Annotated in this window: 24 protein-coding genes and 2 pseudogenes; 14 read left to right on the plus strand and 12 right to left on the minus strand. The window is 68.9% G+C overall.

Going from position 1 to position 25,626, the window contains the following annotated elements; all coding sequences use genetic code 11:
• A complete protein-coding gene (gene glgX / locus OOK40_RS17585) occupies positions 1–2,121 on the minus strand; it encodes a glycogen debranching protein GlgX (protein ID WP_266482295.1) in 2,121 nt (706 codons plus the stop codon).
• Positions 2,122–2,419: 298 nt separating this feature from the next.
• Here glgX and OOK40_RS17590 point away from each other — a divergent pair, with 298 nt between their 5' ends.
• Both OOK40_RS17590 and OOK40_RS17595 read left to right on the plus strand, forming a co-directional pair.
• A complete protein-coding gene (locus OOK40_RS17590) occupies positions 2,420–3,652 on the plus strand; it encodes an SAV2148 family HEPN domain-containing protein (protein WP_266482297.1) in 1,233 nt (410 codons plus the stop codon).
• Between the two features lie 134 nt (positions 3,653–3,786).
• A complete protein-coding gene (locus OOK40_RS17595; protein ID WP_266482299.1) occupies positions 3,787–4,509 on the plus strand; it encodes a 3'-5' exonuclease in 723 nt (240 codons plus the stop codon).
• 338 nt (positions 4,510–4,847) lie between these two features.
• On the opposite strand, the gene OOK40_RS17600 is transcribed toward OOK40_RS17595, so the two are convergent.
• The gene (locus OOK40_RS17600) at positions 4,848–5,387 is read right to left on the minus strand and encodes a pyridoxamine 5'-phosphate oxidase family protein (protein ID WP_266482302.1); all 540 of its coding nucleotides are present in this window, start codon (positions 5,385–5,387) and stop codon (positions 4,848–4,850) included.
• Positions 5,388–5,478: 91 nt separating this feature from the next.
• Positions 5,479–6,441 (minus strand): asparaginase, encoded by a 963-nt coding sequence (locus tag OOK40_RS17605; protein WP_323136073.1) that lies wholly within the window; start codon positions 6,439–6,441, stop codon positions 5,479–5,481.
• A 455-nt stretch (positions 6,442–6,896) separates the two neighbouring features.
• Here OOK40_RS17605 and OOK40_RS17610 point away from each other — a divergent pair, with 455 nt between their 5' ends.
• Entirely contained in the window at positions 6,897–7,865 is a 969-nt protein-coding gene (locus OOK40_RS17610) for a LysR substrate-binding domain-containing protein (RefSeq protein WP_266482305.1), read from the plus strand.
• 1,189 nt (positions 7,866–9,054) lie between these two features.
• Here the strand turns inward: OOK40_RS17610 and OOK40_RS17615 are convergent.
• Positions 9,055–9,477, minus strand: coding sequence for a hypothetical protein (locus OOK40_RS17615; RefSeq protein WP_266482308.1), 423 nt, complete (start codon positions 9,475–9,477; stop codon positions 9,055–9,057).
• A 147-nt stretch (positions 9,478–9,624) separates the two neighbouring features.
• Positions 9,625–9,936: pseudogene (locus OOK40_RS17620) on the minus strand (aminoglycoside phosphotransferase family protein); the annotation flags it as partial.
• Between the two features lie 45 nt (positions 9,937–9,981).
• On the opposite strand from OOK40_RS17620, the pseudogene OOK40_RS17625 reads away from it, so the two are divergent.
• Positions 9,982–10,685, plus strand: a pseudogene (locus OOK40_RS17625) (exonuclease domain-containing protein).
• A 24-nt stretch (positions 10,686–10,709) separates the two neighbouring features.
• Here the strand turns inward: OOK40_RS17625 and OOK40_RS17630 are convergent.
• The 3 genes from OOK40_RS17630 to OOK40_RS17640 all read right to left on the minus strand — a co-directional run bounded on the left by OOK40_RS17630 (position 10,710) and on the right by OOK40_RS17640 (position 12,820).
• Positions 10,710–11,048: a DUF4333 domain-containing protein gene (locus OOK40_RS17630; protein WP_266482310.1), complete on the minus strand. Its 339-nt coding sequence runs from the start codon at positions 11,046–11,048 to the stop codon at positions 10,710–10,712.
• A gap of 105 nt (positions 11,049–11,153) precedes the next feature.
• Entirely contained in the window at positions 11,154–11,666 is a 513-nt protein-coding gene (locus tag OOK40_RS17635) for a hypothetical protein (protein WP_175260724.1), read from the minus strand.
• A gap of 302 nt (positions 11,667–11,968) precedes the next feature.
• Positions 11,969–12,820, minus strand: a complete 852-nt coding sequence (locus tag OOK40_RS17640; RefSeq protein ID WP_266482317.1) for a phosphotransferase enzyme family protein — start codon at positions 12,818–12,820, stop codon at positions 11,969–11,971.
• Between the two features lie 107 nt (positions 12,821–12,927).
• On the opposite strand from OOK40_RS17640, the gene OOK40_RS17645 reads away from it, so the two are divergent.
• Genes OOK40_RS17645 through OOK40_RS17655 form a run of 3 tightly spaced genes read left to right on the plus strand, consistent with a single transcriptional unit; the run spans position 12,928 to position 16,009 of the window.
• Positions 12,928–13,875, plus strand: coding sequence for a carbohydrate ABC transporter permease (locus OOK40_RS17645; protein ID WP_266482320.1), 948 nt, complete (start codon positions 12,928–12,930; stop codon positions 13,873–13,875).
• On the plus strand, positions 13,872–14,714 hold the full coding sequence (locus OOK40_RS17650) for a carbohydrate ABC transporter permease (RefSeq protein WP_266482322.1): 843 nt from the start codon (positions 13,872–13,874) through the stop codon (positions 14,712–14,714). The genes OOK40_RS17645 and OOK40_RS17650 overlap by 4 nt, the downstream gene beginning before the upstream one ends.
• Positions 14,714–16,009 carry an ABC transporter substrate-binding protein gene (locus tag OOK40_RS17655; protein ID WP_266482325.1) on the plus strand — a complete coding sequence of 432 codons (1,296 nt, stop codon included), beginning with the start codon at positions 14,714–14,716 and terminating at the stop codon, positions 16,007–16,009. The genes OOK40_RS17650 and OOK40_RS17655 overlap by 1 nt, the downstream gene beginning before the upstream one ends.
• Before the next feature lie 293 nt (positions 16,010–16,302).
• Here the strand turns inward: OOK40_RS17655 and OOK40_RS17660 are convergent, their stop codons facing one another.
• Positions 16,303–18,573, minus strand: coding sequence for an MMPL family transporter (locus OOK40_RS17660; RefSeq protein WP_266482327.1), 2,271 nt, complete (start codon positions 18,571–18,573; stop codon positions 16,303–16,305).
• A gap of 370 nt (positions 18,574–18,943) precedes the next feature.
• Between OOK40_RS17660 and OOK40_RS17665 the strand changes: the two genes are divergently transcribed.
• The 7 genes from OOK40_RS17665 (at position 18,944) to OOK40_RS17695 (ending at position 23,185) form a co-directional block, all read left to right on the plus strand.
• The gene (locus OOK40_RS17665) at positions 18,944–20,143 is read left to right on the plus strand and encodes a S8 family peptidase (protein ID WP_266482330.1); all 1,200 of its coding nucleotides are present in this window, start codon (positions 18,944–18,946) and stop codon (positions 20,141–20,143) included.
• A gap of 77 nt (positions 20,144–20,220) precedes the next feature.
• Positions 20,221–20,769, plus strand: a complete 549-nt coding sequence (locus OOK40_RS17670) for a DUF1697 domain-containing protein (protein WP_266482337.1) — start codon at positions 20,221–20,223, stop codon at positions 20,767–20,769.
• A complete protein-coding gene (locus OOK40_RS17675) occupies positions 20,762–21,130 on the plus strand; it encodes a nuclear transport factor 2 family protein (RefSeq protein WP_266482341.1) in 369 nt (122 codons plus the stop codon). The genes OOK40_RS17670 and OOK40_RS17675 overlap by 8 nt, the downstream gene beginning before the upstream one ends.
• Positions 21,131–21,201: 71 nt before the next feature.
• Complete coding sequence (locus tag OOK40_RS17680; RefSeq protein WP_266482344.1) at positions 21,202–21,831, plus strand: DsbA family protein; 630 nt, start codon at positions 21,202–21,204, stop codon at positions 21,829–21,831.
• 74 nt (positions 21,832–21,905) lie between these two features.
• The gene (locus OOK40_RS17685; protein ID WP_266482347.1) at positions 21,906–22,478 is read left to right on the plus strand and encodes a TIGR03086 family metal-binding protein; all 573 of its coding nucleotides are present in this window, start codon (positions 21,906–21,908) and stop codon (positions 22,476–22,478) included.
• A gap of 232 nt (positions 22,479–22,710) precedes the next feature.
• Positions 22,711–22,962 carry a DUF6400 family protein gene (locus OOK40_RS17690; RefSeq protein ID WP_266482349.1) on the plus strand — a complete coding sequence of 84 codons (252 nt, stop codon included), beginning with the start codon at positions 22,711–22,713 and terminating at the stop codon, positions 22,960–22,962.
• The gene (locus tag OOK40_RS17695; protein WP_266482351.1) at positions 22,949–23,185 is read left to right on the plus strand and encodes a hypothetical protein; all 237 of its coding nucleotides are present in this window, start codon (positions 22,949–22,951) and stop codon (positions 23,183–23,185) included. Before OOK40_RS17690 ends, OOK40_RS17695 begins: the two co-directional genes overlap by 14 nt.
• A 19-nt stretch (positions 23,186–23,204) precedes the next feature.
• Here the strand turns inward: OOK40_RS17695 and OOK40_RS17700 are convergent, their stop codons facing one another.
• From OOK40_RS17700 to OOK40_RS17710, 3 genes are read right to left on the minus strand one after another with little or no spacing between them, the layout of a single operon-like run.
• Positions 23,205–23,948, minus strand: coding sequence for a sirohydrochlorin chelatase (locus tag OOK40_RS17700; protein WP_266482353.1), 744 nt, complete (start codon positions 23,946–23,948; stop codon positions 23,205–23,207).
• A gap of 8 nt (positions 23,949–23,956) precedes the next feature.
• On the minus strand, positions 23,957–24,847 hold the full coding sequence (locus tag OOK40_RS17705) for an ABC transporter permease (protein WP_266482357.1): 891 nt from the start codon (positions 24,845–24,847) through the stop codon (positions 23,957–23,959).
• Positions 24,834–25,622 carry an ABC transporter ATP-binding protein gene (locus OOK40_RS17710; protein ID WP_266482359.1) on the minus strand — a complete coding sequence of 263 codons (789 nt, stop codon included), beginning with the start codon at positions 25,620–25,622 and terminating at the stop codon, positions 24,834–24,836. Before OOK40_RS17710 ends, OOK40_RS17705 begins: the two co-directional genes overlap by 14 nt.
• Positions 25,623–25,626 lie beyond the last annotated feature (4 nt).

The raw sequence follows: 25,626 nt of genomic DNA on the forward strand, positions 1-25,626 counted from the left end.
TCACGCCGGGCGCCGCAGCACCGCGAGGCTCCGCCCCACCAGCCGCACCCGATCGCCCGCCGCCACCTTCGGGCCCTCGCCCGGCGGGACGCCCTCCTTGCGGCCCGTGTCCACGACGACCTGCCACTGGCGTCCGTGGTTCACCGGCACCGCGAAATCCAGGTCATCCGCGCTCGCGTTGAACATCAGCAGGAAGGAGTCGTCGCCGATGCGCTCGCCCCGCGGGCCCGGCTCGGAGATCGCGTGACCGTTCAGGAACACCGACAGCGCCTTCGCGTGCGCCGCCTGCCAGTCCCGCTGGACCATCTCCTCGCCCTCCGGTGTGAACCAGGCGATGTCGGTCAGCTCGTCGTGCGTCCCCTCCACCGGCCGCCCGTGGAAGAACCGCCGCCGCCGGAAGACCGGATGGTCACGCCGCAGCCACACCATGGCCCGGGTGAAGGCGAGCAGCGTGCCCTCCTTGTCCTCGCCCGGCTCCGGCCAGCGCACCCAGGACACCTCGTTGTCCTGGCAGTACGCGTTGTTGTTGCCGCCCTGCGTACGCGCGAACTCGTCGCCGTGGCTGAGCATCGGCACACCCTGCGACAGCATCAGCGTGGCGATGAAGTTGCGCATCTGCCGCTCACGCAGCTCCAGCACCTCGGCGTCGTCGCTCTCACCCTCGACCCCGCAGTTCCAGGACCGGTTGTGACTCTCGCCGTCGCGGTTGCCCTCGCCGTTGGCCTCGTTGTGCTTGTCGTTGTACGAGACCAGATCGTGCAGCGTGAAGCCGTCGTGGCAGGTGGTGAAATTGATCGAGGCCAGAGGCCGCCGGCCGTCGTCCTGGTAGAGATCGGACGAGCCGGTCAGCCGCGAAGCGAACTCCGCGAGCGTCCGCGGCTCACCCCGCCACAGGTCCCGTACGGTGTCGCGGTACTTGCCGTTCCATTCGGTCCACAGCGGCGGGAAGTTCCCCACCTGGTAGCCGCCCTCACCCACGTCCCACGGCTCGGCGATCAGTTTCACCTGGCTGACCACCGGGTCCTGCTGCACCAGGTCGAAGAACGACGACAGCCGGTCCACCTCGTGGAACTGCCGCGCCAGCGTGGCCGCGAGGTCGAAGCGGAAGCCGTCGACATGCATCTCGGTCACCCAGTACCGCAGCGAGTCCATGATCAGCTGCAGCACATGGGGACTGCGCATGAGCAGGGAGTTCCCGGTGCCCGTCGTGTCCGTGTAGTAGCGCGGATCCTCGGACAGCCGGTAGTACGAGGCGTTGTCGAGGCCCCGGAAGGAGAGGGTCGGGCCCAGATGATTGCCCTCCGCGGTGTGGTTGTAGACCACGTCGAGGATGACCTCGATGCCCGCCTGGTGCAGCGCCCGTACCGCCTGCTTGAACTCCAGCACCTGCTCGCCGCGGTCGCCCCAGGAGGCGTAGGCGTTGTGCGGCGCGAAGAACCCGATGGTGTTGTAGCCCCAGTAGTTGTTCAGGTTCGCGTCCACCAGCCGGTGGTCGTTGACGAACTGGTGCACCGGCATCAATTCGAGCGTCGTGACGCCCAGTTCGGTCAGATGCGCGACGACCGACGGATGCGCGAGCCCGGCGTAGGTGCCGCGCAGCTCCGGCGGCAGCTCCGGGTGCAGCATCGTCATGCCCTTCACATGGGCCTCGTAGATCACCGTCCGGTGGTAGTCGGTACGCGGCGGCCGGTCGTCGCCCCAGTCGAAGTACGGATTGACCACGACCGACGTCATCGTGTGCGGCGCCGAGTCCAGGTCGTTGCGCGAGTCCGGCTTGCCGAAGTGGTAGCCGTAGACCGACTCGCCCCAGTCAATCGCACCGCTTATCGCACGCGCGTACGGGTCGAGGAGCAGCTTCGCGGAGTTGCAGCGCTGCCCGCGCTCGGGCGCGTACGGGCCGTGTACGCGAAATCCGTAGCGCTGACCCGGCATCACGCCCGGCAGATAGGCATGCCGTACGAAAGCGTCGGCCTCGCGCAGTTCCACCGCGGTCTCCGAGCCGTCGTCGTGCAGCAGGCACAGCTCGATGCGCCGTGCGGCTTCGGAGTACACCGCGAAGTTGGTGCCGGCGCCGTCGTACGTGGCACCGAGGGGATACGCCTGTCCCGGCCAGACCTGCATAGATAGACTCTTCCACTTCTGATCCGGGTGCTGGGGGGCGCTTGGCCCAGATCCTCCCCGAAAGTATTGCCCGTAAGAGGCGCCCGCAGCGGTGGACGACGCGGTCAACATCGGGTTCCGTGTGTCGCCCCAGGAAGCAACCGCTATGAATCAGCTCACTCCGGCAGATCTCGCCTGGCGGAAACGGCCGTACTTGACAAGGGAGTTGGGAAAGTACAGTGCTGATCCGGCTGCAGTGCGTACCGCGGGCGGAGTAGTCTTCCTTGATCGTTGAAGGGCCAGAGAAGGCGGTAGTTGGGTGAGCTCGGGAGGGCTGGAGCTTCCCCCCGGTGACGCAGGTCACGAGGGGGAACCCGCCGACGTCCCGCCAGGAGCGGTCTCCCTCGCCAGACCTGTGGAGATCGGGGCGGAACTGGACTGGGGCGCGGACGCCTGGAGCGAGGTCCGTACGCGCGCCCAGCGCGCCGGGCGCGCCTACATCTGGCTGAACCTCGTGGAACAGCGGCTGCGGGCGGTCGTGGCCGCGGTACTGCGCCCGATCTACGAGCCGGTGCACGGCGACGAATGGGTGGTGGCCGCGGCGGGCCCCGCCGGGCAGGAGTGGGTGCAGCGCGCTGTCGCGGTGCGGGAGGTCTCGCGCCGCAAGGGCTATCTGCTGGACCCCGCGGACGACAATGTCCTGTCCTTTCTCACGCTCCCTCAGCTGCGGGAGCTGATGGTCCAGCACTGGCCCTGCTTCGAGCCGTACTTCGACGACCGGCGCGATGTGGAGCTGGCGCTGGACGAGCTGGAGGTGGCGCGCAACGTCGTCTCCCGCAACAGGGCGCTGAACGAAGCGGTCCTCGCCCAGGCGGAGCGGGCCTCCGCCCGCCTCCTGGAGATACTCGGCAGCGGCGCCGGTGTCCCCTCCGCCGACCGGCTCCCCGTCGACGCGGTCGAGGAGCTCGTCGGCGACCGCTACGCGGACGTGGTCTCCGTCCACCCGGACCGGGTGCGCCTGCAGCGCCAGATCCCGGCCGAAGACCTCTTCGGCGGGGCGCGCCGCCTCGACGCGATCGGCATAGGCCTGAACCTCCTCGTCCAGAACTTCTCAGGCCGCAGGCTGGTCCGGCTGGCCGAGTCGGGCTGCCGGGTGCGGCTGCTGTTCCTGAACCCGGCGAGCAGTGCGGTCAAACGGCGAGAGCGCGAACTCGGCCTCAAGAAGGGTGAGTTGAGCCGTACGGTCGAGATGAACATCCTCCATATGCGCCGGGTCCGCTCCCGGCTGCGGGACCCGGGTGCCTTCGAGATCCAGGTCTTCGACGAGACCCCCCGCTTCACCGCCTACCTCGTCGACGGCGACGGTCCGGACGGCCTTGCGGTCGTTCAGTCATATCTGCGCAAGGCGCGGGGCATGGAGGCGCCGGTCCTGGTGCTGCGGGGCGGCGGACGGGCGGTTGTCCGCGCCGGCCAGGACAGCGAGAACGGTCTGTTCCAGACATATCGCGAGGAGTTCGAGTCCGTGTGGGCGGACTCGCGGCCGGTTTCCTGAGTTGTCAGTGGCGCGTGGGAGGGTGAATACGCGATGGGGGAAGCCCGTGGGTGATGCCCATGGCTGATGCCCATTGACGTCCGCGGGGCAGCCCACGGGGGAAGCACCACCGCACCACAGAGGAGGGGGCCACGATGGCTTGGCACGGGGAACCGCTGGTCGGCTTCGACCTGGAGACGACAGGGACGGAGCCGCAGGAGGCGCGGATCGTGACGGCGGCGGTCGTCGAGGTCCGGGCGGGGGAGCCGGTACGGCAGCGGGGCTGGCTGGCGGACCCGGGGATCCGCATCCCGGCACAGGCGTCGGCGATCCACGGCATCAGCAGCGAGCACGCCACGGCCGAGGGCCGCCCGGCGCGGGACGTCGCGGACGAGGTCGCTGAGATGCTTACGGGGTACTGGACGCAGGGGGTGCCGGTCGTCGCGTACAACGCGGCATTCGATCTGACGCTGCTGACGGCCGAGTTGCGGCGCCACGGCCTGCCCTCGCTGAGCGCCCGGCTGGACGGCCGCCCGATCGGCCCCGTGATCGACCCGTACACCATCGACCGTGCGGTCGACCGCTACCGCAAGGGCAAGCGCAATCTGGAGGCGGTCTGCGCCGAGTACGGCGTCCGGCTGGACGCGGCCCACGACGCCACGGCGGACGCGCTGGCGGCGGTCCGGGTGGCCTGCGCGACAGCGGCCCGCCATGAGGCGGTGGCAGCACTGACACCGGCAGAGCTGCATGAGCGTCAGATCCAGTGGTACGCGGAATGGGCGAAGGACTTCCAGCGCTTCCTGCGGGGGAAGGGCGAGCGGGACGCGGTGGTGGACGGCGCGTGGCCGCTGCGGGAGCCGGCGAGCGTGGTGGGCTGAGCCGGGGTCCTCAATCGCCGGACGGGCTGGATGTGCGGCCGGGCCGCATGTCCAGCCTCGTGAGGGTCCCCCGCGAAGTCAGGGGAGCGTGATGCGGGAGCAGGACCGCCCGACCTGACGAGCCGGCAGCGGGGGCCCGCGTCGGCATAGGTCGCCGCCCGGCACGTTGGGCCGTACTTTCTCCAGCATCAGACTGCGATGCCGAGTTCGGCGACCGTGATTGAGCGCTGAAGTCGTACGAGCCGGGGGCCTCGTCGATCAGGCGCGTGATCCGCGGATCGGCTCTGCACCGCGCACTGTATCCCTGGCCGAGGGTGGCGTACGGGCCGTCGCGGCCCTCATGCGCGGCTTCCGGTGCCGTGGCCCGTGGCGCGTTGCGCGATCCTCGGCTCCCACCCGGTCCCCGTCTTCTCGATCACCGCGGGGACCAGCCCATGGGGCTCGGGATTGACCCGCGCGGTGAAGTCCACCAGCTCGATGCGGTGCGGAACCAGCTCCAGCAGGGCGAAGTCGCCGCCGGTCGGCCCGTCCGGGAAGAACCGGAGGCCGGGTTCGTCGTCCCACAGTTCGAGGCATCTCGCCTGGTCATCGACCAGCCGCCCGTAGAGCGTGACGTACGAGAACGCGGCGCGGTCCTCGATCGCGTAGCCGACCTCGGGAGCGCCCGCGATATCGGTGACCTTGCGTGAGCGCCGGCTGGCGCCGAAGCACACCGTCGCGTCGTCGTCGACGACGAGGTGCTGCATCAGGCGCACGTTCGGGCGCCCCGCGTCATCGGCGCTGGCGAGAAAGCCGTAGGGGTTCCTCCTGGCCGTGCCCACCGCGAGCGCGAGCAGATCGGTCGGCTGCTGAATCTCAGGCTGCTGCGCTTTGGTCATCGAAGCGGTCCTCTCCATTGCCGGCGTCACCGGCGTTGTCGTCTTATCCGTTCAGTGCGGTGTGCATGCGGGCGGTGTACGCACGGCTCCCCTATGCCTCAGAGGCCGGCGGTACGGCGGAAAAGTCTGAGGTCAGTGCACCGGCAGCTCTCAGACTGCCGATCATGGTCATGCCGCTCAGTACGGGCCTGCTCGCGAACTCGGTGAGGACACCGCGGTCAACTCCACACAGTGCGAGAGCAGCCGCGATCACCGGCATCATCGCGCGATCGCCACCGTCAGAGATCTTCACTCCGACCGCCCGGCCATCGGGCAGTGCCGCTACCTGGATCCCTTCGAATCCGTCCTTGGCCAACAGGCCTGGGACGGCTCTCATCAGCCGCGCCACATCCCGCCAACTCCCGGAAGCCATCTCCGGATAGTTGCGAATGGCGTTGGAGACCCCCGCCTCTTCAGTTCCCGGGTCCGCAGAGGCAATCTGGGACACCGCTCGAGTGAGGCCTCGCAGCGAAACAGAGAAGAGCGGTGCTCCACACTCGTCGACCGTCACCCGCGCGATGCGCTCGCCCGTCAGATCCTCCACTGCCTCGGCGATCGACTGCTGCAGCGGATGCTCGGAATGGAGGTAATCGTCGAGCGCCCAGCCCCTGGCCTGGGCCGTCACCAACATGGCTGCATGCGTGCCGGATCCGTTCTGCGCGAGCCGGGACAAGCCGCGACCACAACGGACCCACGCCTCGCGCACCGCGGGATCGCAAGGCCAGTCAGGCGCATTGCCCAGGTCGGCTTCGGCCAGCCCCGCAAAGGCCAACATGCCCTGGACGCCCACGAGATGGCGCTCCTCGCCCGAGTGACTTGCCACAGCCAGCGCCAGCAATTCGCCGTCCAGCGACAGCCCGGCGCGCAGCATGCCCACGACCTGGACCGGCTTGAGCGCGGAGGATGGATAGAACGCCGCCTCGATGTCGCCGGCCTGGAATGCAACGCCACCGTCGGCGGACAGCACGACGACCGAGCCGTAATGCACGCCCTCGACGATGTCCCCGCGCACCACATGGGCGAGCGGGACATGGCGGGGCTCACGAATGACAGCTGCCTTTCGCTGCCTACGTTCAGGGGAGCTGGTCTCCTCTACGGGCTGAGTCACCGTCAGCCCTCGATCTCGCTGTCCGCGTCTGCCTTGTTCATCCGGCCGGAAACGGGGCGCGGAACCTAAATGGTCCGCGGATTGCTCACTCACGTCTCGTCTCCGCATTCTGTTGAGGTCTCGTGCGGCCGGGCCGCACGATGGGGGCGGGTTGTCTCCACACGGGTCGCCACCTGCATGATGTGCGGGTCGGCGAGGCCGCTTGCATAGCACCGCCGCACCGCGCCGGCCCTGTCTGGTCCCGGTCAGGTGCGTAGGGTTTCGTAGCCACGCGACCACTGTGCCGTCACTCGTCTCATTGCTCCAGTGGATGTTTTCGAGTGACAATCGTTAGAGAAAGCGACGATTCTTTGGCTGGCTTCATGTTCGATCTCCACCGACTCCGCCTTCTGCGGGAGCTCAAGCACCGGGGCACGCTCGCTGCAGTCGCCTCCGCGTTGTCATACAGCCCTTCTTCGGTCTCGCAGCAGCTCTCGTTGCTGGAGTCGGAGGTCGGGGTCCCGCTCCTTGAGCCCGTGGGCCGACGGGTGCGTCTGACCCCTCAGGCTGAGATCCTGGTCGCTCACACCGAAGCCGTGCTGGAGCGGCTGGAACAGGCCGAAGTCGACATTGCCGGCTCACTGCGCGAGCTGACCGGCACCCTGCGCATAGCGTCTTTTCAAACTGCTGCGCTGACTCTCGTCCCGACGGCACTGACGCTGCTGCGCGATGCCCACCCTCGCCTGCGCATACAGGTCACCCAGATGGAGCGTGAAGGCGCGCTGTCGGCCCTGCTCGTCCGCGATGTCGACCTGGTCATCGACGTCGAATACCCGGGTGATCCCAGCCCGCGCCCCGCCGAGCTCGAGCAGGAGGTGCTCGGCCAAGAAGCTCTGCACGTAGTCGACCCGGGCGTAACCAAGGCGACCAAGCCACAGGAGATGCTGCGCATACTGGCTGATCGCCCATGGGTCATGGAACCTGAGGGAACGGCCGCCCGTAGCTGGGCGATGACCGTGTGTCGTGGCGCCGGATTCGAACCCGATGTGCGCTACGAGTCGGCCGACCTTCTTCTCCATCTGCGGCTCGCGGAACAGGGGCATGCCGCCGCACTGCTCCCAGACCTCGTATGGCTGGGTCGGCGGCCGACCATCCCCTTGCGGCCGGATCCCTTCGGTCCGCGGACGCGCACACTTGTTACCGCCGTACGCCGCGGCAGCAGCCAACACCCAGCCATCCAGGCCGGACGCCGAGCGCTCCTCAGGGCGGTTGACAAACATTTCAGCCGCGCGGCAGACGACACCTCGCCATCGTTCCCCGGGGCCGAAGATCCCGCCGCTGTCGAGAACTGATACTCGCCGAGCGGTACTTGAGGGTGAGTGCGTCGGCGATCGACCTCCGCAGGTTCTGCCTCGCGGCCCCGGATCGCACATGCCCGCCCTGCCGGGATCTCCCCGACGACCTCGGCTCGTTCCGGGCCGCCAGCAATCATCGGTTTTTCTAATGATCGACGATCGAAAACGTTCGCTGGAACAATGACAGAAGCTTCGGCACAGTGGGCACGTGCTTCGAAGCCTGGGATGCCGCTCTCTTTCCGTGGCTCGGTCCGCTGCCGCCGTGTTCGCGTTCTTGAGAGATCGCCGCTCCGTCCCTGTACCCACATTCAGCAGTCTTCGACGCCCCGGACGGCGGTGAGGCACGCACGTCCGGGCTCATCGTGCCCAGCCGGGTCTGACAGGCGCTCTCGAGGAGCAGTTCGCTACCTGCTTTTCGTTTCGGCGGTTCGCCACGGCACGCACCGTGTCTCTCCCGGCCGTGGTGACGAGTGCCGAAAGCAGCAGGACAAAGGGAATGAGTAATGTACACACAGACGACGCGGCGCATTTATCCGGACCCGTCGGCCCGCCCACACGTTCCGGCCTTGGTGTCGGTGGATGAAACCCCAAGTTCGGTATTGGCTATGAGGCTGGGCACAGCCGGTCTCAGTCTCGGCGCCGCTGTGCGTTGGGGAAGCGAATCAGCCTGCGCCTCCATGCTGGAACGAAGACCGGCGATGATCCTGCTCGACGCGCACTCGACGGAGGCCGGCGGGCTGGTCGGACTCGTCCGGGCGGCGTCCCTTGTCGCCCCCGTTGCCATCTTGCGGCACGAAGGGCGGGATGCCCTCGCGGCGTTCTCTGCCGGGGCAGTCAATGTTCTCGACCGGCAGGCACCGGCTGCTGAACTGGCCTGGCGCATCCGTGCCAACCTGAGACGCTGCCCGCCAGTACCGCCGCCCCCTGCGTACCCCCAGCGCACCGCAAGCCAGCGGCTGCTGTTTCACGTGATCGCCCAGGCCCAAGGGCCCGTCTGCTGTCACGATCTGAGACTGCTCCTGGGAACTCCCAGCCTTCCCCTGACACTGCGGGCACTCAGGGCTCGGATCCAACGGCTATTGCCCCACTTCGCTGACCACGGACTGGCACTTGTCGTGGATGGACAGTGGGGACTGGTGACCTACCAGACCCGCAGCGCAGACGCTCCGGGCGCGGGCGAACGCCCTTAGGAGGTTGGGGTGATGGGCGGTGGGGGTGGAAGCCGTGGTCGGGCTGGAGCCGCGGCGGGGGGTGGTGGCGGGGGCGCCGAGGGAGGACGACTGGGCTGCCGGGGCCGGAGCTGTGATGGGGCCGGGGGCGGCGGAGTTGGTGGCGGGGGCGGAGGCGGCTCGATCGCCGGCAGCAGCGGCCCACCCGCGCGCAACCGGGCGATGGTCAGCTCGTTGCGGCGGCGTGCTTGCGGGGCGTCGTCGCGCTCGTAGTCGAGCCGGACTCCGGCGAGGCCGAGGTTGTGGACGGCGAGCAGCCGGTAGCCGAGCGCGTGGGCGATCTCTTCGATCCGGCGCCGCTTCGAGGCTGTGGCATTGCCGGGCAGCAGTTCGACGCGGCCACGGCCGTCGAAGCGCGCGCGTATCTCGTCGTCCTTCACCTGACTCCACTCCCGGGAATGTTCGGCAGCCACCCGGCCTGCGACCAGACACTACCGGGCCCGGGCTGGACCGCGAGGTGCCGCAGTATCCGGGCTCTGCCTCCGCTCGGCGTTGCGGGACAGCCCGCAGGGGCGGGGTGGGGAAGCTCAGAACGCGTACCAGCGGACGCCTTCCGCTCCCTCCCGCAGCGACGCCACCCGCCGCGCGAACTCCTCCCGCGCTCTCGGGTTCGTCGGCGCGTGCTGCGCCACCCACGCGCAGCTCGCCGTTTCCCGCGCGCCCCGCAGCACCCCGCATCCGTCCCACTCGCGCACATCCCACCCGTACGCCCTCGTGAACGACTCGTACGCCTCCGGCGCCAGCCCGTAGCGGTCGAGCGCCAATGCCATGACCACCAGGTCGTGTTCGCGCAGGTCCTGCGAGAAGGTCTCGAGGTCCACCACGACCGGCCTGTCCGGGGTGGTCATCACTTGGGGGAACGCACCACAGAAAGGAGGTACGGGATGAGCTGGGTCAGCGGGCCGTTGATGGCGTTCGATCTGGAGACCACGGGGACGGATGTCGAGACCGACCGCATCGTGACGGCGGCGGTCGTCCGGCTGGAGGCGGACGGATCCGTGTCGGAGGAGCGGATCTGGCTGCTGAACCCCGGTGTGGCCATACCTGAGCAGGCATCGGCGATCCACGGCATCTCGACGGAACACGCCCGCGAGCACGGGGTGCCGGCCGCCTCCGCGATCGAGGAGATCACACGGGCTGTCGCGGACGGGCTGCGCTCAGGGACGCCACTGGTGGTGATGAACGCGCGCTACGACCTGTCCCTGTTCGACCGTGAGCGCCGGCGGGCAACGCACCTTCGCCCGTCATCGATCCGCTGGTGATCGACAAGCACGTCGACAAGTACCGGAAGGGGAAGCGGGCCCTCTACGCGCTGTGTGCCCACTACGGGGTGTCGCTCGACGACGCGCACGACGCGAGGGCGGACGCCGTGGCCGCTGCCCGAGTGGTGCGACGTCTGGGGGAGGAGCACCAGCCCGTCGGAGTGATGCCGTTGGCGGACCTGCATGGTCTGCAGGTGCGCGAGGCAGCCGAGCAGTCGCTCTCCTTGCAGGCCTATCTGCGGCGCACCGCGGATCCGGCGGCGGTCGTCGAACCGGCCTGGCCACTCATCCCCCGGATGCGGGAGCCCGCAGCCGGGAGAGACTGACCCGACGGCGCGGAGGCCCGGATGTCAGTTGGCGGCCGGGGAAGCTGTCTCGTCGGCCTTGATGTCGAAGTTGATCTTTTTTCCGTCGACCGAGGTGACGGTGGCCGACACGCCCAGCGTGCTGCCGTCCTTCGCCGTGAGCGTGCACCGGGTGGTGGTGCCGACCTTGCCGACGAGGTCCTCGGGACAGGTGATGTCCGGCTTCGGCTGGCCCGTGGTGGCGGCGAGCTTTTCGGAGACCGTGGTGGCCAGCTTGTCCGAAGACAGTTTCGGCTCGGAGTTACCGACGTTGACCGAGGCCGAGCAGCCGACGAGCAGCGCGCAGGCGGCCACAGCCGAGAGGCTCCACGTTGCTACGGGCAAGCGGGCTATGGTCATGGGGTTCCATTCCGAATGATCAAGACAGTCGCCGGAAGCATACGCGGCACCGTGGTGCCGGGATTGTCGCCGGCGGTGCCGAAAGGCCACTCAGAGCTTACCGAAGATCACTCCGCGCCAGGTCCAGCCCGATTCGAGGGCGGCGTTCCGCAGGGGGTTGGTCAGCTGCGCGCTGTCGAAGCTGAATGTCTCCGTCGCTTCGAGGCGGCCGTTCTCCCCTCGTTGGAGCGTCCACCGGCGGGAGACGGTCCTGCCCGCGCCGCGCGCGTACTCCGCCGAAGTCTGGAGCCGCGGAGGATTCCCGACGCGGGTGACCTCCCACTGCTCCTCGACGGCACGCACCTCAGGGACCTCCTCGACCAGGCGCATCCGGATCCGGAGGGCGTGCGTCAGTTGGGACCCGATAAAGAAGGTCTGCCAGGCGGGCTCGGCGATCCGCCACTCCGCCACCAGATCGGCGTCATGCGCTGCGCCGTCGCTGATGATGTACGGGACATCCGGCCGGTTGAGACTGAGCAGGGCTGTCCGCAATTCCTCGGCCGAGCGTGGCGCGACCCCGTCCTCGGGGCGCTTGGTTCCGGTCAGCATGTCGAAGAATCCCATGAGGTCACCCGCGCCACCGATCCACCACCGGCCGCCATGCGGCTGGCTGACTGGGTGCCAGGCATCTGATGCTCGTCCAAGTACTTCGTCGCGCGCTGCTTGTCGCTCGCCGAGCTCGCGAGCTTCTGCTCGCCGCCTGCTCCGGTTCCCATGGGCAACCCCCGTTGCAATCGAACTGTCCGGCCTCGCAGCCAAAGAGGCGAAGTACGGAAGACTGTCCCGCACCCTATCGGGGTGAACTGCGGTGCGAGCAGGCGGCCCACCGTGTGTGTCCGGAGCGTCCGCGCGTCGGGAAGCGCTGGTCAGAACGGGTACCAGCGGACGCCTTCCGCTCCCTCCCGCAGCGACGCCACCCGCCTCGCGAACTCCTCCCGCGCCCTCGGGTTCGTCGGCGCGTGCTGCGCCACCCACGCGCAGCTCGCCGTTTCCCGTGCGCCCCGCAGCACCCCGCATCCGTCCCACTCGCGCACATCCCAGCCGTACGCCCCCGTGAACGACACGTACGCCTCCGGCGCCAGCCCGTAGCGGTCGAGCGCCAATGCCATGACCACCAGGTCGTGTTCGCGCAGGTCCTGCGAGAAGGTCTCGAGGTCCACCACGACCGGCCCGTCCGGGCCGACGTGGACATTGCGGGGGAGCGCGTCGCCGTGGATCGGGCCGGGCGGCAGGTGGGGCGTCAGTGCGGACGCCGCCTCCGCGAAACCGTCCCGGCGTTCGCGCAGATACGCCGCGTCCGCCGGGTCGATCGCGTCCCCCGCCAGCCGTAGCCACCGCTCGACGCCGCCCAGTACATCCCGCCGCGGAAGTGAGAAGGCGGGCGACGGCAGGGCGTGAATCAGCCGCAGCAGCCCTGCCAGATCCGCCGGCTCCGCCTCGCGTACCGGGTCGGGCAGCCGGTGCCAGAGGGTGACCGGATGGCCCTCCACCAGGCGCGGCTTCGGCTCCGCCGGGCGGACGGCCGGGACGCCGGACTCCTCCAGCCAGGCGCCGACGGCCAGTTCACGTTCCGCACGTGCCAGCAGCTCCGCGCCGCGGCCGATCTTGACGACCACCTCGCCCGCCCCGAACACCGCGTTCTCGCCGAGCGCCAGCAGCGTGGCGTCGGCGGGCAGTCCGGCGGCCGCCAGTACGGCGCGTGCCCGTGTCTCGTTCATGGCGACAAAGTTTCGCATCCCCGCAGGTTGGGTTGACGAACCGACGGACCGTCAGCACGATGACGGGGCCGCCGAGGCGACCACCGGGACTGGGGGGAGTCGATTCCGTGACACTGGCGAGCACTGCGCCGCGGTCCGAGAGACAGTCCGGAAGGCGGTCGCCCGGAAAGCCGCGACCGGGAAAGCAACTCGACCACGGTGCCTGGTTCCTCGTACTGCCTGCCCTCATCCCGATCCTCGTCCTGAGCGTCGGCCCTCTCCTCTATGGCATCTCGCTCGCCTTCACCGACTCCCAGGCCGGCCGCACCGAGCCCACCGAGTGGATCGGCACGCTCAACTTCCAGGACCTGATCCACGACACCCTCTTCTGGGACTCGTTCAGGATCGGCCTGCTCTGGGCGGCCGGCGTCACCGTCCCCCAGTTCGCGCTCGCCCTGGGCCTCGCCCTCCTGCTCAACCAGAACCTCCGCTTCCGCTGGCTGGCCCGGGCGCTCGCGATCATTCCCTGGGCCATGCCCGAAGTCGTCGTCGGCATCATGTGGCGGCTCGTATACAACCCCGACGCCGGAATTCTCAACGAGACGATCCGCGATCTCGGCCTCGGCGACGGGCGGGACTGGCTCACCGGACTGGCCACCGCCCTGCCCGCCGTGATCGTGGTCGGAATCTGGGCGGGCATGCCGCAGACCACCGTCGCACTCCTCGCGGGCCTGCAGAACACCCCGTACGAACTCCACGAGGCCGCCGCCCTCGACGGCGCGGGCGCCTGGCGCCGGTTCCGCACGGTCACCTGGCCCGCCCTCAGGCCCGTCGCCCTCGCCATCACCGCGCTCAATTTCATCTGGAACTTCAACTCGTTCGCCCTGGTCTATGTGCTCACCAACGGCGGACCCGGCGGACGCACCCGCCTCCCCATGCTCTTCGCCTACGAAGAGGCCTTCCGTTACGGCCAGTTCGGCTACGCCGCGGCCATGGGCTGCGTCATGGTCGCGGTGATCTCGGTGTTGCTCGCCCTGTATCTCGTAGGACGGCTCAAGGGAGGCGATGAGAAGTGACGGCGCTGCGCACGAGCAGATCGGGCCGCACCGGCCAGTACCTCGCGCTCCTGGGCTACCTCGTCTTCCTCGCGTTCCCCTTCCTCTGGCTGATCTCCACCGCCTTCAAACCGCCACGCGAACTCGGCTCCCTGCACCCCACCTGGATCCCTGAGAACCCCACCCTCGACAACTTCCGCCAGGCCTTCGACGAACAGCCCCTTCTCCGGGCCGCCGGCAACAGCCTCGTCGCGGCCCTCGCCGCCGCGCTCATCGCCGTCGCGATCGCGACACCCATGGCGTATGTCATGGCCCGCAACCGCACCAAGCTCTCCACCGCCGCCACCGGCTGGGTCGTGGTCAGCCAGGCGTTCCCGTTCGTCCTGGTGATCATTCCGCTGTTCCTGATCCTCAAGAACCTGCATCTGATCAACACTCTGTTCGGTCTGATCATGGTGTACGTGGTGTGGTCGCTGCCGTTCGCGCTCTGGATGCTGGTCGGCTACGTACGGGCCGTGCCGCGCGAGCTGGAGGAGGCCGCGGCCGTCGACGGCGCGGGCAGGGCACGCACCCTCGTCTCGGTCACCGCGCCGCTGCTCGCGCCCGGCATCGTCGCGACCGCGCTGTTCGCGTTCATCACCGCGTGGAACGAGTTCTTCTTCGCGCTCGTCCTGCTCAAGACCCCGGAGAAACAGACCTTGCCCGTCGTCCTCACCCACTTCCTCGGCGCGGAGGGCGTCGCCGACCTCGGGCCGCTCGCAGCGGCCGCGTTCCTCGCGACGATCCCCTCGCTGGTCATCTTCGCGATCATCCAGAAGCGGATCACGGGCGGGATGCTCGCAGGGGCGGTGAAGTCCTGATGCGCGTACGGATCCTGACGGCGGCGGCCGCCGCGCTCACTCTTGTGCTGAGCGGATGCTCGGGCGGCGGAGCCGGGAACACCGACGGGAGGATCACGCTGCGCTTCCAGTCGCTGGCCTGGCAGAAGGAGTCCGTCGACGCCAACAAGGAGCTGGTGAAGGAGTGGAACGCGAGCCATCCCGGCATCCAGGTCCAGTACGTCCAGGGCAGCTGGGACAGCGTCCATGACCAGCTGCTGACCTCCTTCGAAGGCGGCGAGGCGCCGGACGTCATCCATGACGCGTCCGACGACCTCGCCGACTTCGCGTACGGCGGCTATCTCGCGGACCTGAGCGAGCTGCTGCCCCAGCGCCTCAGGTCCGACATCCCGCAACGCAGTTGGGAGACGACGACCTTCGGCAAGGGGATCTACGGCGTCCCCTTCCTCCAGGAGCCACGCGTCCTGATCGCCAACAAGAAGATCCTCGACGCGTCCGGGGTCCGTCTCCCGACGGATTGGCGCCCCTGGAGCTGGGAGGAGTTCCGGGACGTCACCAAGACGCTGACGGCCACGATGGGGCAGGGCAAGTACGGCATCGCCTGGCCGCTCAAGGAACCGGTGTCCCTCACCCTCAACCTGGGCCTCTCGGCAGGCGGGCGGCTGTTCCACCGTGGGGAGGACGGGAAGGTCACCGTCGCATTCACGGACGGCGACGCGGTGGTGCCCGGCACCATCCACGCCCAGGTCAACACCGACAAGAGCGCATCGCCCACCACCCTGGGCTCAGGCGGCTCGGACACGCTGCCCGGATTCTTCGGCGGCAAGTACGCCATGGTCCCGCTGGGTTTCTCCTACCGGCAGCAGATCGTGCAGCAGGCACCCAAGGGCTTCGAGTGGACGGTGCTGCCCGCGCCCGCCGGACCCGAGGGCCCGGCCCAGGGGGTGAGCCCGCAGACGCTTTCCGTCGCCGAGGACAGTCCGTACAAGAAGGAAGCGGCGCAGTTCATCGACTTCATGCTGCGGCCGCGGAACATGGTGCGTCTGGCGAAGGGCGACTGGATGCTGCCGACCGGCACCGAGGCGCTCGCCGATCCGGCGCTGCACACCGAGAAGGACGGGTGGGCGACGGGCGCGGCGCTCGCGCGTGAACTGCGGTCGGCGCCCGCGCAGTCGGTGCGGGGCTATCCGGAGTGGAAGGACAAGGTGGCGACGCCGGCGCTGCAGGAGTACTACAGCGGGGCGATCGGTACGGGCGAGCTGAGGAAGCGGCTGGTCGGGGACGGAAATCTGGTGCTGGCGCGCTACCAGCGGTAGGCGGGTGCCGCTGCGCGGGGCTGCTCCCCACCCCGCCCTCCCCCTACGGCCTGGCGGCCGTGGGAGGTACCCCCATCCCGAACTGGGGCTCCGCCCCAGACCCCGCGCCTCAAACGCCGGCGGGGCTGAATTTCCGCCGGTCGGCCTGAAATTCAGGCCGACCGGCGGAAATCCAGCCTGTCCGGCGATTGAGGACACGCCCGAAGGGCGTATGGGGGCCGGGGGGCAAGCCCCCAACTGGGGTCTGGGGGCTTGCCCCCAGTTACGGGAAGGGGCGGGGTGGGGGAAGACCCTCAGACCCGCACCGGGTCCGGGCGGTCGTCGTCGTGGCGCGTGCCCGGGACCGCCTGGGTCGGCGGTAGCACCGGCTCGTCGTGGGTCAGGTCCGGGAGCCAGCGCAGCCACTTCGGGAAGTACCAGTTGCGCTCGCCCAGCAGCGCCATGATCGCCGGAAGCAGCACCCCGCGGATGACGGTCGCGTCGATCAGCACCGCCGCCGCCAGGCCGACACCCATCTGCTTCATCGACTGCATCGACAGCGTGCCGAAGATCGCGAACACCGCGACCATGATGACCGCCGCGCTCGTCACCACACCCGCCGTCGTCACCACGCCGTGCGTGATCGCCTCCCGCGTCCCGCGCCCGGCCAGCTTCGCCTCGCGGATCCGCGACACCACGAACACGTGGTAGTCCATCGAGAGGCCGAAGAGGATGACGAACAGGAACAGCGGCAGCCAGGAGATGATCGCTCCCACGCCCTCCGCGCCGACCAGCGAGGCGCCCCAGCCGTGCTGGAATACCGCGGTGAGGATGCCGTAGGCCGCGCCCACCGACAGCAGGTTGAGCACGATCGACGTGATTGCGATCGTCAGCGAGCGGAACGACAGCAGCATCAGGACGAAGGCGAACACCACCACAAAGGCGAAGACCGGGGTCACCGCTCCGGTGAGCTGGTCGTTGAAGTCCTTCGACCCCGCGACCTGACCGCTGATGGGCGCCTCGACGCCGTCGACCTTGCCGAGCGTCGCCGGCCGGACTTCTTTACGGAGGATGTCCAGGCTCTTCCCCGCCTTGTCCTGGTCGGAGCCGCCGACGAGCGGTACGTAGACGAACGCGAGGTTCTGCGCGTCGTGCATGACGACCTCGACCGGGCCGCGCGAGGCGCCCGAACTCACTGCACGCTCACGGAAGTCGGCGATCGCCTGCTTGACCGGTGCGGCGTTGATGTCGTCCGCCTTGACGACGACCTCCGCGGGATCCGTCCCGCCCGGGAACGCCTCGTTGACCCGCTGGTACGTCGCCACGATCGGCAGCGAGTCGCCGAACTCCTGGTCCAGCGTGAAGTTCTGGGTCTTCATGCCGACCGCGGGCAGCGCGATCGCGACCAGCGCGCCGGCCGCCACCACCAGGGAGACCAGGGGCCGCTTCAGTACGCCGCCGAGCACCCGGCTCCACACCCGGCTCCCGCCGTCCGGACCGTTTACGCCGCGCTTCGCACGGTTGAGGAAGGGGATGCGCCCCTTTTCCACCCGATCGCCGAGGAGCGAGAGCAGCGCAGGCAGCACCGTCACCGAGCCGACCATGGCCACGGCCACCACGATCAGCGAGGCGAGGCCCATCGACTTGAACTCGCCGATCCCGGTGAAGAGCATGCCCGCCATCGCCACACACACCGTCACACCGGAGACGACGACGGCCCGTCCGCTGGTCGCGGCGGCGATCATGATCGCCGTGCGGCCGTCGCGGCCCGCCTCGCGCTCCTCGCGTTCACGCCGCAGATAGAACAAGCAGTAGTCGACACCGACCGCCAGACCCACCAGCAGCATCACGGAGCTGGCGGAGTCGCCCATCGGCATCAGATGACTCGCGAGGCCCATCAGACCCATCGTCGCCATGATGGCGGTGATGGCGAGCAGTACCGGCAGCAGCGCTGCCACAAGCGCGCCGAAGGCGACCAGCAGAATGCCGAGCGCGATCGGCACCGCCAGGAGCTCCGCCTGCTGGAAGTCGTCACCGAAGGCGTCGTCGAAGGTCTTGTTCATGCTGGCGCCGCCGATCTCCTCGATCCGCAGCTCCTTGTGCTCCTCCTGGACCTTGGCGACGGCGTTCAGGACGGGCTCTATCCGCTCACCCGCCGTCTCGGGGTCTCCGCGCACATCGAACTGGACGAGCGCACTGCGTCCGTCCCTGGAAATGCTCTTGGTGTCGTACGGAGACTTCACGCCGGTCACTTCACCGGTGCCGCCGACGGCCTTGATGACGGCGTCGACGGCTTGGCGGAACTCCGCGTCGGTCGCCTTCGCCGTTCCGTTGCGCGCCTGGACGAGCACGGACTCGCCGGCCGGCTCCTCGATGCCCGCCTCTTCCGTGATCCGTGCCGCCTGGGTGGTCTCACCCTTCAGCTGATCGCTCTCCTTGAGCTCCACCTGGCCCGCGGCCGATCCGGCCACCATGGCGAGCAGGACGAACAGTACCCAGATCCCCACGGCGGCCCAGCGGTGCTGAGCGCTCCAGCCGCCCGCCCGCGCGGCGACTCCGCGCGGACCCCCTCCTGCGTTTGCCATGACAGCCCTGCCCCCTCACGCGTGACGTCGGCGCGGCGCCGTCGTCTTCGCTTCGAAACTAAGGGCGGAATCAAGCCTTCTCCTCCTGCTCGTCGGTGACCCCGCACGGTGTTCTCTCCTCCTTTCGGAGTGCTCGCGTCCCCGACAAGGAGGATGGAAGCCCCTTACATGTAAAGGGGTTGGGGGCAAAGTCCGACTTGTACGGCGCTGGCCGATTCCTTATTACGAACCCTTGTTGACTAAGTCACAGCTGTATGAAGGTCTTGATCTGGGCGCGTCAATCGGTCAGGGTTTCGAGTCGGCCCCCGGAATTTTTTCGTCCGCGGGCCAATCCCCCCACAAAAACTGAATGACGAGGAGTCCCCTCTTCATGGCAACTCACAAGCGCGCGAGCCGGATCAAGCTCACCGCCGCCATAACTGCCGTGGCCGCCGCAGCCGGAGTGACCGTATTCGGCACGTCCTTCGCGGGAGCCGCAACTCCCGCCGAGGGCACCGTCTACGGCGCGAACGCCGAAGGCGCCGTCGCCGGCAGCTACATCGTGATGCTGGACAAGAAGGCCGACAAGCAGGACCTGGCCAAGGAGTACGGCGGCAAGCTGCAGCGCAACTACAGCTCCGCCATCAACGGCTTCTCCGCCAGCGGCCTTTCGGAGACCGAGGCCAAGCGCCTCGCCGCCGACCCGGCCGTCGCCAAGGTCGTCCAGAACAAGAAGTTCTCGATCAACGCGACCCAGGACAACCCGCCGTCCTGGGGCCTGGACCGCATCGACCAGGCCGACACCGCCGGCGACAAGAAGTACACCTACCCGGACAGCGCCGGTGAAGGTGTGACGGCGTACGTCATCGACACCGGAGTCCGCATCTCGCACAAGGACTTCGGCGGCCGCGCCGCGCACGGCTTCGACGCCGTCGACAACGACGACTCCGCCGACGACGGCAACGGCCACGGCACCCACGTCGCCGGCACCATCGCCGGTACGGCCCACGGCGTCGCCAAGAAGGCGAAGGTCGTCGCCGTCCGCGTACTCGACGACAACGGCTCCGGCACCACCGAGCAGGTCGTCGCGGGCATCGACTGGGTCACCAAGAACCACCAGGGCCCGTCCGTCGCCAACATGAGCCTCGGCGGCGGCGTCGACGAGGCGCTCGACGAGGCCGTCCGCAAGGCGATCGCCTCCGGCGTCACCTTCGCGGTCGCGGCGGGCAACGAGTCCTCGGACGCGAGCCAGGGCTCCCCGGCGCGTGTCAAGGAGGCCATCACCGTCGCCTCCTCCACCAAGGAGGACGCGCAGTCGGAGTTCTCCAACTTCGGTGAGATCGTGGACATCTACGCCCCGGGCTCGGACATCACCTCGGCGTGGAACGACAGCGACGAGGGCACCAAGACCATCTCCGGCACCTCCATGGCGACCCCGCACGTCGTCGGCGCCGCGGCGGTCTACCTCGGCGCCCACCAGGACGCGACCCCGGAGCAGGTGGCCAAGGCGCTGACCGACGGTGCCACGGCCGACAAGATCACCAACCCCAGCGCGGGCACGCCCAACAAGCTGCTGAAGGTCGTCGAGTAACCGACGGACCGCGACGTTGAGCCGGCGGTCGCCGTGCCCTCCCCCACGGGGCGCGGCGGCCGCCTTATGGTGTGCCCATGACCACGAGGTATGCGGCACTCCTGCGCGGGATCAATGTGGGCGGGCATAAAAGGGTCCCGATGGCCGAACTCCGTGAACTGCTCACGGAACTGGGCCACGGAGACGTCGCCACGTATCTGCAGAGCGGCAACGCCGTCTTCAGCAGCGCGTCGCAGGACGAGCAGGCGCTCGCCACCGCGCTGGAGCGTGCCATCCACCAGCGCTTCGGCTTCGGCGTCGACTGCCTGGTGCGCAGCGGCCCGTATCTGCAGGCCGTGGCCGACGACTGCCCCTTCCCGGCCGATGAGCTGGAGGGCAAGCAGCTGCACGTCACCTACTTCTCGGAGCCCGTCGGACCCGAGCGGCTCGCGTCGATCGACACGGCGGCATTCTTGCCGGAGGAGTTCCGGCTCGGCGACCGGGCGCTGTATCTGTACGCGCCCAACGGCCTCGGCCGCTCCAAACTGGCCGAAGCGCTCGGCAAACCCAGCCTGTTCAAGGGCATCATCTCCACCAGCCGTAACTGGAACACCGTCGTCAAACTGGCGGAGCTGACCCGTGACTGACCCGATGGAGGCGGTGAACGCCGCCATGGAGGCGGAGTTCCGCCTGCTCGACCCGGCCGTACGTCTCTCGCCGACGCGGATGGCCGAGCTGCTTCACCCGGACTACCGGGGTTGCGGCACCTCGGGCCGTATCCGGGACCGGGACGCGATCATCGAGGCTCTCGCCTCGCGGGACGTGTCCGCGCAGCGGCCGGTCACCGCCTCACGGATGCAGGGCACCCAGCTCGCCCCCGACGTGGTGCATCTGACTTTCGACACCGAGACGGGAGCGCATCGCGCCCACCGCAGCTCGCTGTGGCGGCTGACCGACGAGGGCTGGCTGCTCTACTTCCACCAGGGCACGCGCTGCGGCGGCGAGTAGACGAAATGGCCCAGCGAATCACGCGCAGAGTGGCCCGTTGTCCGGGGCCATTCCTTGCTTACGCTGAGGTCATGAACGCCACGAGCACCGAGGCAACCAAGACCGTCGTCGACTTCTGGTTCGACCCCGCCTGCCCCTTCGCCTGGATCACCTCCCGGTGGATCCTCGAGGTCGAGAAGGAACGGGACATCGAGCTGCGCTTCCGGCCGATGAGTCTGTATCTCCACAATCAGGGTAATGAACTGCCCCAGTGGTACCGCGAGTTGGTCGACAAGTCGATCGGTCCGGTACGGGTCGCGATAGCCGCGGCCGAGCAGCACGGTGACGGAGTACTGCGCCCGCTCTACACCGCCTACGGCACCCGTATCCACGAGCAGGACAACAAGGACTTCGACAAGGTCGTCGTCGAGTCGCTGGCCGAGCTCGGCCTGCCGGCGACGCTCGCCGACGCCGCGTATGACGAGACGTACGACGATGCCGTACGCCGCAGCCATGACGCGGGCAGGGACCCCGCCGTCGAGGCCTATGTCGGCACGCCCACCATCCATGTCGACGGCACGGTCTGGTTCGGGCCCGTCCTCAACTCCATCCCGCGCGGCGAGGAGGCGGCCCGGCTCTTCGACAGCTTCAGGGTGATCGCCGGGTACCCGGACTTCTTCGAGCTGAAGCGCACCCGCACCGGGAGCCTGAACTTCGACTGACGGCGGTGCCGCGTTCCTTCAGGTGTCGCGTTCCTTCAAGACCGGCCGGAAGCGGCGGGCATAGCTTCGCCGGCATGAACAGCATCCACACGCACCTCACCACCTGTGCCGCCGAATCTGCCCGCGTCGCCCGCCTGGTCACCGCCGAGCAGCTGTCGGCCCCGTCCGTATGCGAGGACTGGGAGGTCCGGGAGCTCGTCAATCACCTCGTTCTGTACACCTCCCACGGCCTGGAGCACCGCGCCCTGCGCCGGCAGCTCCCCGAGGGGCTCACCAAGCGCGACTTCACGGCGTCCGACGACTGGGCCGAGCAGTACGCGGCCCAGCTGGACCGTGCTCTCGCCGCCTGGTCCGATCCGGCGGTCTGGGAAGGCGATGTGGACCTCGGCTTCATGACGATGCCCGCCCCCGAGATCGCCTCGCTCCTCGTCAAGGAGCTCGCGGTCCACGGCTGGGACCTGGCCCGCTCCATCGGCCAGGATTTCGAGATCCCGGACGAGGCGGGCCAGTTCGTGCTCGGGGTGGTCGAGGAGCACGCCGAGGTCTACCGCCAGTACGACGGCTTCGCCGAGCCGGTCCGCGTGGGGGACGATGCCTCCGCCTTCCAGCGGGCGCTGGCGACGAGCGGGCGCGACCCGCGGGCCTGAAGGTGGCCGCGCCTGCCGTCACGCCGGACGGGCGGGCGGGGCATCGTGTGCAGTCCCTCACACGACGGCGGTCGCATGGTGTCTTATGTCCCGTTATGGGAAGGAAGTGACTTCAGTGGGTCGACGGTCCGTTTCGTGCGGTGACGGCCCCTTTGAGCTGACGCTTCCTCGGTTCGAAGGCCCTTGATAGACACGACGGGTTCGGCCACCGACCCGGCGAGAGAAGCACCGCATGATCCACGACCAGACTCCGGATCACCATGAGTTCGAGATCGACCTGACCGTCGACGAGGCCAGGCGGCGCGCCGCGGTGCTCGAGGCCGTCGGAGACGACTGGGACCCGGTGGCCGTGCTGGAGGGTGAGCAGGAGGCGTACCGCCTGCTGTACTCGAACCTGGACCCGCAGCAGCAGGAGACCTACGACCGGCTCGTGTCGGCCGGCGTCCTTCCGGGACGGGAGGGCGGGGGCCATGCTGCCGCTTGATCCGACGGCCGATGCCGGGCGCCGGGCCTGGGTGCCGTGCCCGGGATGCGCCGACCACCGGGACTGCGCCGTCTGCCTGGCGGGGCGCACCTGCAGTGACCACTGGCGCTATCTGCTGTCCAACAAGGGCAGCCTGCTGAATCTGCAGTGCTCCAACTGCGCCCATCTGTGGGCCCATGAGACCGGTTTCGGCGCCGGATCGCGCGGTGCGTGCCCGTCGTAGCGCTCGTACGGCGGCGTGATCACCCCGTAAAGGCGAGCGCGGCGCGGGCAGGCGTCCGCGCCTGCTCGTAACGCCGGAAAAGCAGCTCCGCCAGCTCCGGGGCCGGCCCCAGGACATCGGCGAGCACGTCCGCCTCCCGCGCACCTGCGGCGATGCGGTCCGGGAGGCGGCCCGGGGCGATGACATACGGCGCCACCGCCACGCGCTCGCAGCCCTCGTCGCGCAGCGCCCGCACCGCGTCCTCGGTACGGGGAAGAGATGCGGAGGCGAACGCAGGCCGCACGGCGCACCAACCGGTGTGCCGCAGCTCCCGCGCTACATCTGCGATCACTGCGATCGCCTCCGGGTCTGTGGAGCCCGCCGAGGCCAGTACCAGGCCCGTCGAGCGCTTGTGGGACGCGTCGAGCCCGGCCTCGTACAGCCGCCGTTCGAGGGCGGACAGCAGCAGGGGGGACGGGCCGAGAACATCGGCCTGGTGGATGCGCAGGCGCGGCGGGGCCTTGCGCAGTACGGCGGGGATGTCGGCCTTCGCGTGGAAGGCGCGGGTCAGCAGCAGCGGCAGCGCCACCACGTCCGATGCGCCCTCGGTCGCAAGACGCTCCAGCACCCTCGGTACGGACGGCGCGTTGAAGTCCAGGAAGCCCGTCTCCACGCGCAGCCCCGGCCGCAGCGACCGGGCACGCTCCACCAGGGCATGCACGGTCGCGGCGTGCCGCGGATCGCGGCTGCCGTGGGCGATGACGAGGAGGATGGGCCGTGGCATGAGGTGGCTCAGTTCTTGACGAGGAGACCGCGGCTGCGCAGCACCCACCGCTCCAGCGGGCTGAAGATCAGCAGGTCGATGGCGATACCGACGATCAGGATGAGCAGGATGGCGAGGAAGACGCCCGGCATGTCGGAGTTGTTGCGGCCGTTCTCGAGCAACTGCCCGAGCCCCAGGCCGAGATCGGGGGAGGAGGCAATGATCTCCGCCGCCATCAGCGAGCGCCAGGAGAAGGCCCAGCCCTGCTTCAGGCCCGCGAGATAGCCGGGCAGTGCCGCAGGCATCACGATGTGCCAGGTGCCCTTGAGCCCGGTCGCGCCAAGGGTGCGGCCGGCCCGCAGATAGAGCGGCGACACCTGGTCGACGCCCGACACCAGGCCGTTGGCGATCGAGGGCACGGCGCCCAGCAGGATCACCGCGTACATCATCGAGTTGTTCAGTCCGAGCCAGATGACGGCCGGCGGCACCCAGGCCACGGACGGCAGGGACTGCAGACCCGACAGGATCGGACCGATCGCGGCCCGGACGAACTTCACCCGGGCGACCAGCAGTCCCAGCGGCGTACCGATGGCGAGCGCCAGCAGGAAGCCGAGCAGACCGCGCGAGACGCTGGTCCAGACGACCTCGAGCAGCGTGCCCTGGAGCCACATGTCGGACACGCTGTCCCACACCGCGGACGGCGCCGGCAGGCTTCCCTCGTCGGTGACCTTGGTCGCCACCAGGACCTGCCAGACGACGAGGACCAGAGCGACGGCGGTCAGCGGCGGCAGGATCTTCTTGACCAGCACCTCGCGCACGGGCGTACGGCGTACCTGCACCGCGTCGAGTGCGTCGAGGCCGGCTTCGAGTCCGGCCAGATCGTCGGTCTTGCCGACGGCCTTGGTCTCAGTGCTGGCCATGACGGCGGATCTCCCCACGCAGTTCTTCGGTGATCTCGACGGACAGTTCCGCCACGGCGGCGTCCTCGATACGGCGCGGCTGCTCGATGTCCACGGTCCACTCGCGGGCGATCCGGCCCGGGCGGGAGGACAGCAGGATCACACGCTGGGCCAGCCGCACCGCCTCACGGACGTTGTGCGTGACGAAGAGGACCGAGACGTTCGTCTCGCGCCAGATACGGGTCAGCTCGTCGTGCAGGACGTCCCGGGTGATGGCGTCCAGCGCCGCGAACGGCTCGTCCATCAGCAGCAGTTGGCTGTCCTGGGCCAGGGCCCGGGCCATGGCGACGCGCTGCCGCATACCGCCGGAGAGCTCGTGCACCCGCTTGCCGTACGCGCCCTGGAGCCGTACGAGCTCCAGCAGCCGCTGCGCCTCCGCGCGCCGCTCGGTCTTGGGGACACCGCGCAGCCGCAGCGCCAGTTCGATGTTCTTGCCCGCGGTCAGCCACGGGAACAGGGCGTGCTCCTGGAACATCAGGGCGGGCCGCCCGCCGGGGGTCGCGATGGACCCCGCGGTCGGACGGTCGAGCCCTGCCACCAGATTGAGCAGCGTCGACTTTCCGCACCCGGAGGCTCCCAGGAGGGTGACGAACTCGCCCGGAGCGACATCGAGGGTGATGTCGTCCAGGACGAGCTGCTGCCCGGACGGTCCGGCGAAGGACTTCGAGACATGGTCGAGACGGGCGGCGTGCTCGACCGTCACGCGGTCCTCGGCCTTGGCGATCGCTGTGGCCATGGTC

The organism is Streptomyces sp. NBC_01481, from assembly GCF_026339995.1.
Lineage (GTDB): Bacteria > Actinomycetota > Actinomycetes > Streptomycetales > Streptomycetaceae > Streptomyces.

What these genes read in the sequence shown, in the direction of transcription:
- glgX (WP_266482295.1), bottom strand. Translation starts at nt 2,121, where the DNA reads ATGCAGGTCTGGCCGGGACAGGCGTATCCCCTCGGTGCCACGTACGAC.
- OOK40_RS17595 (WP_266482299.1), top strand. Translation starts at nt 3,787, where the DNA reads ATGGCTTGGCACGGGGAACCGCTGGTCGGCTTCGACCTGGAGACGACA.
- OOK40_RS17600 (WP_266482302.1), bottom strand. Translation starts at nt 5,387, where the DNA reads ATGACCAAAGCGCAGCAGCCTGAGATTCAGCAGCCGACCGATCTGCTC.
- OOK40_RS17610 (WP_266482305.1), top strand. Translation starts at nt 6,897, where the DNA reads ATGTTCGATCTCCACCGACTCCGCCTTCTGCGGGAGCTCAAGCACCGG.
- OOK40_RS17635 (WP_175260724.1), bottom strand. Translation starts at nt 11,666, where the DNA reads ATGGGATTCTTCGACATGCTGACCGGAACCAAGCGCCCCGAGGACGGG.
- OOK40_RS17640 (WP_266482317.1), bottom strand. Translation starts at nt 12,820, where the DNA reads ATGAACGAGACACGGGCACGCGCCGTACTGGCGGCCGCCGGACTGCCC.
- OOK40_RS17655 (WP_266482325.1), top strand. Translation starts at nt 14,714, where the DNA reads ATGCGCGTACGGATCCTGACGGCGGCGGCCGCCGCGCTCACTCTTGTG.
- OOK40_RS17660 (WP_266482327.1), bottom strand. Translation starts at nt 18,573, where the DNA reads ATGGCAAACGCAGGAGGGGGTCCGCGCGGAGTCGCCGCGCGGGCGGGC.
- OOK40_RS17665 (WP_266482330.1), top strand. Translation starts at nt 18,944, where the DNA reads ATGGCAACTCACAAGCGCGCGAGCCGGATCAAGCTCACCGCCGCCATA.
- OOK40_RS17670 (WP_266482337.1), top strand. Translation starts at nt 20,221, where the DNA reads ATGACCACGAGGTATGCGGCACTCCTGCGCGGGATCAATGTGGGCGGG.
- OOK40_RS17680 (WP_266482344.1), top strand. Translation starts at nt 21,202, where the DNA reads ATGAACGCCACGAGCACCGAGGCAACCAAGACCGTCGTCGACTTCTGG.
- OOK40_RS17685 (WP_266482347.1), top strand. Translation starts at nt 21,906, where the DNA reads ATGAACAGCATCCACACGCACCTCACCACCTGTGCCGCCGAATCTGCC.
- OOK40_RS17690 (WP_266482349.1), top strand. Translation starts at nt 22,711, where the DNA reads ATGATCCACGACCAGACTCCGGATCACCATGAGTTCGAGATCGACCTG.
- OOK40_RS17695 (WP_266482351.1), top strand. Translation starts at nt 22,949, where the DNA reads ATGCTGCCGCTTGATCCGACGGCCGATGCCGGGCGCCGGGCCTGGGTG.
- OOK40_RS17700 (WP_266482353.1), bottom strand. Translation starts at nt 23,948, where the DNA reads ATGCCACGGCCCATCCTCCTCGTCATCGCCCACGGCAGCCGCGATCCG.
- OOK40_RS17705 (WP_266482357.1), bottom strand. Translation starts at nt 24,847, where the DNA reads ATGGCCAGCACTGAGACCAAGGCCGTCGGCAAGACCGACGATCTGGCC.
- OOK40_RS17710 (WP_266482359.1), bottom strand. Translation starts at nt 25,622, where the DNA reads ATGGCCACAGCGATCGCCAAGGCCGAGGACCGCGTGACGGTCGAGCAC.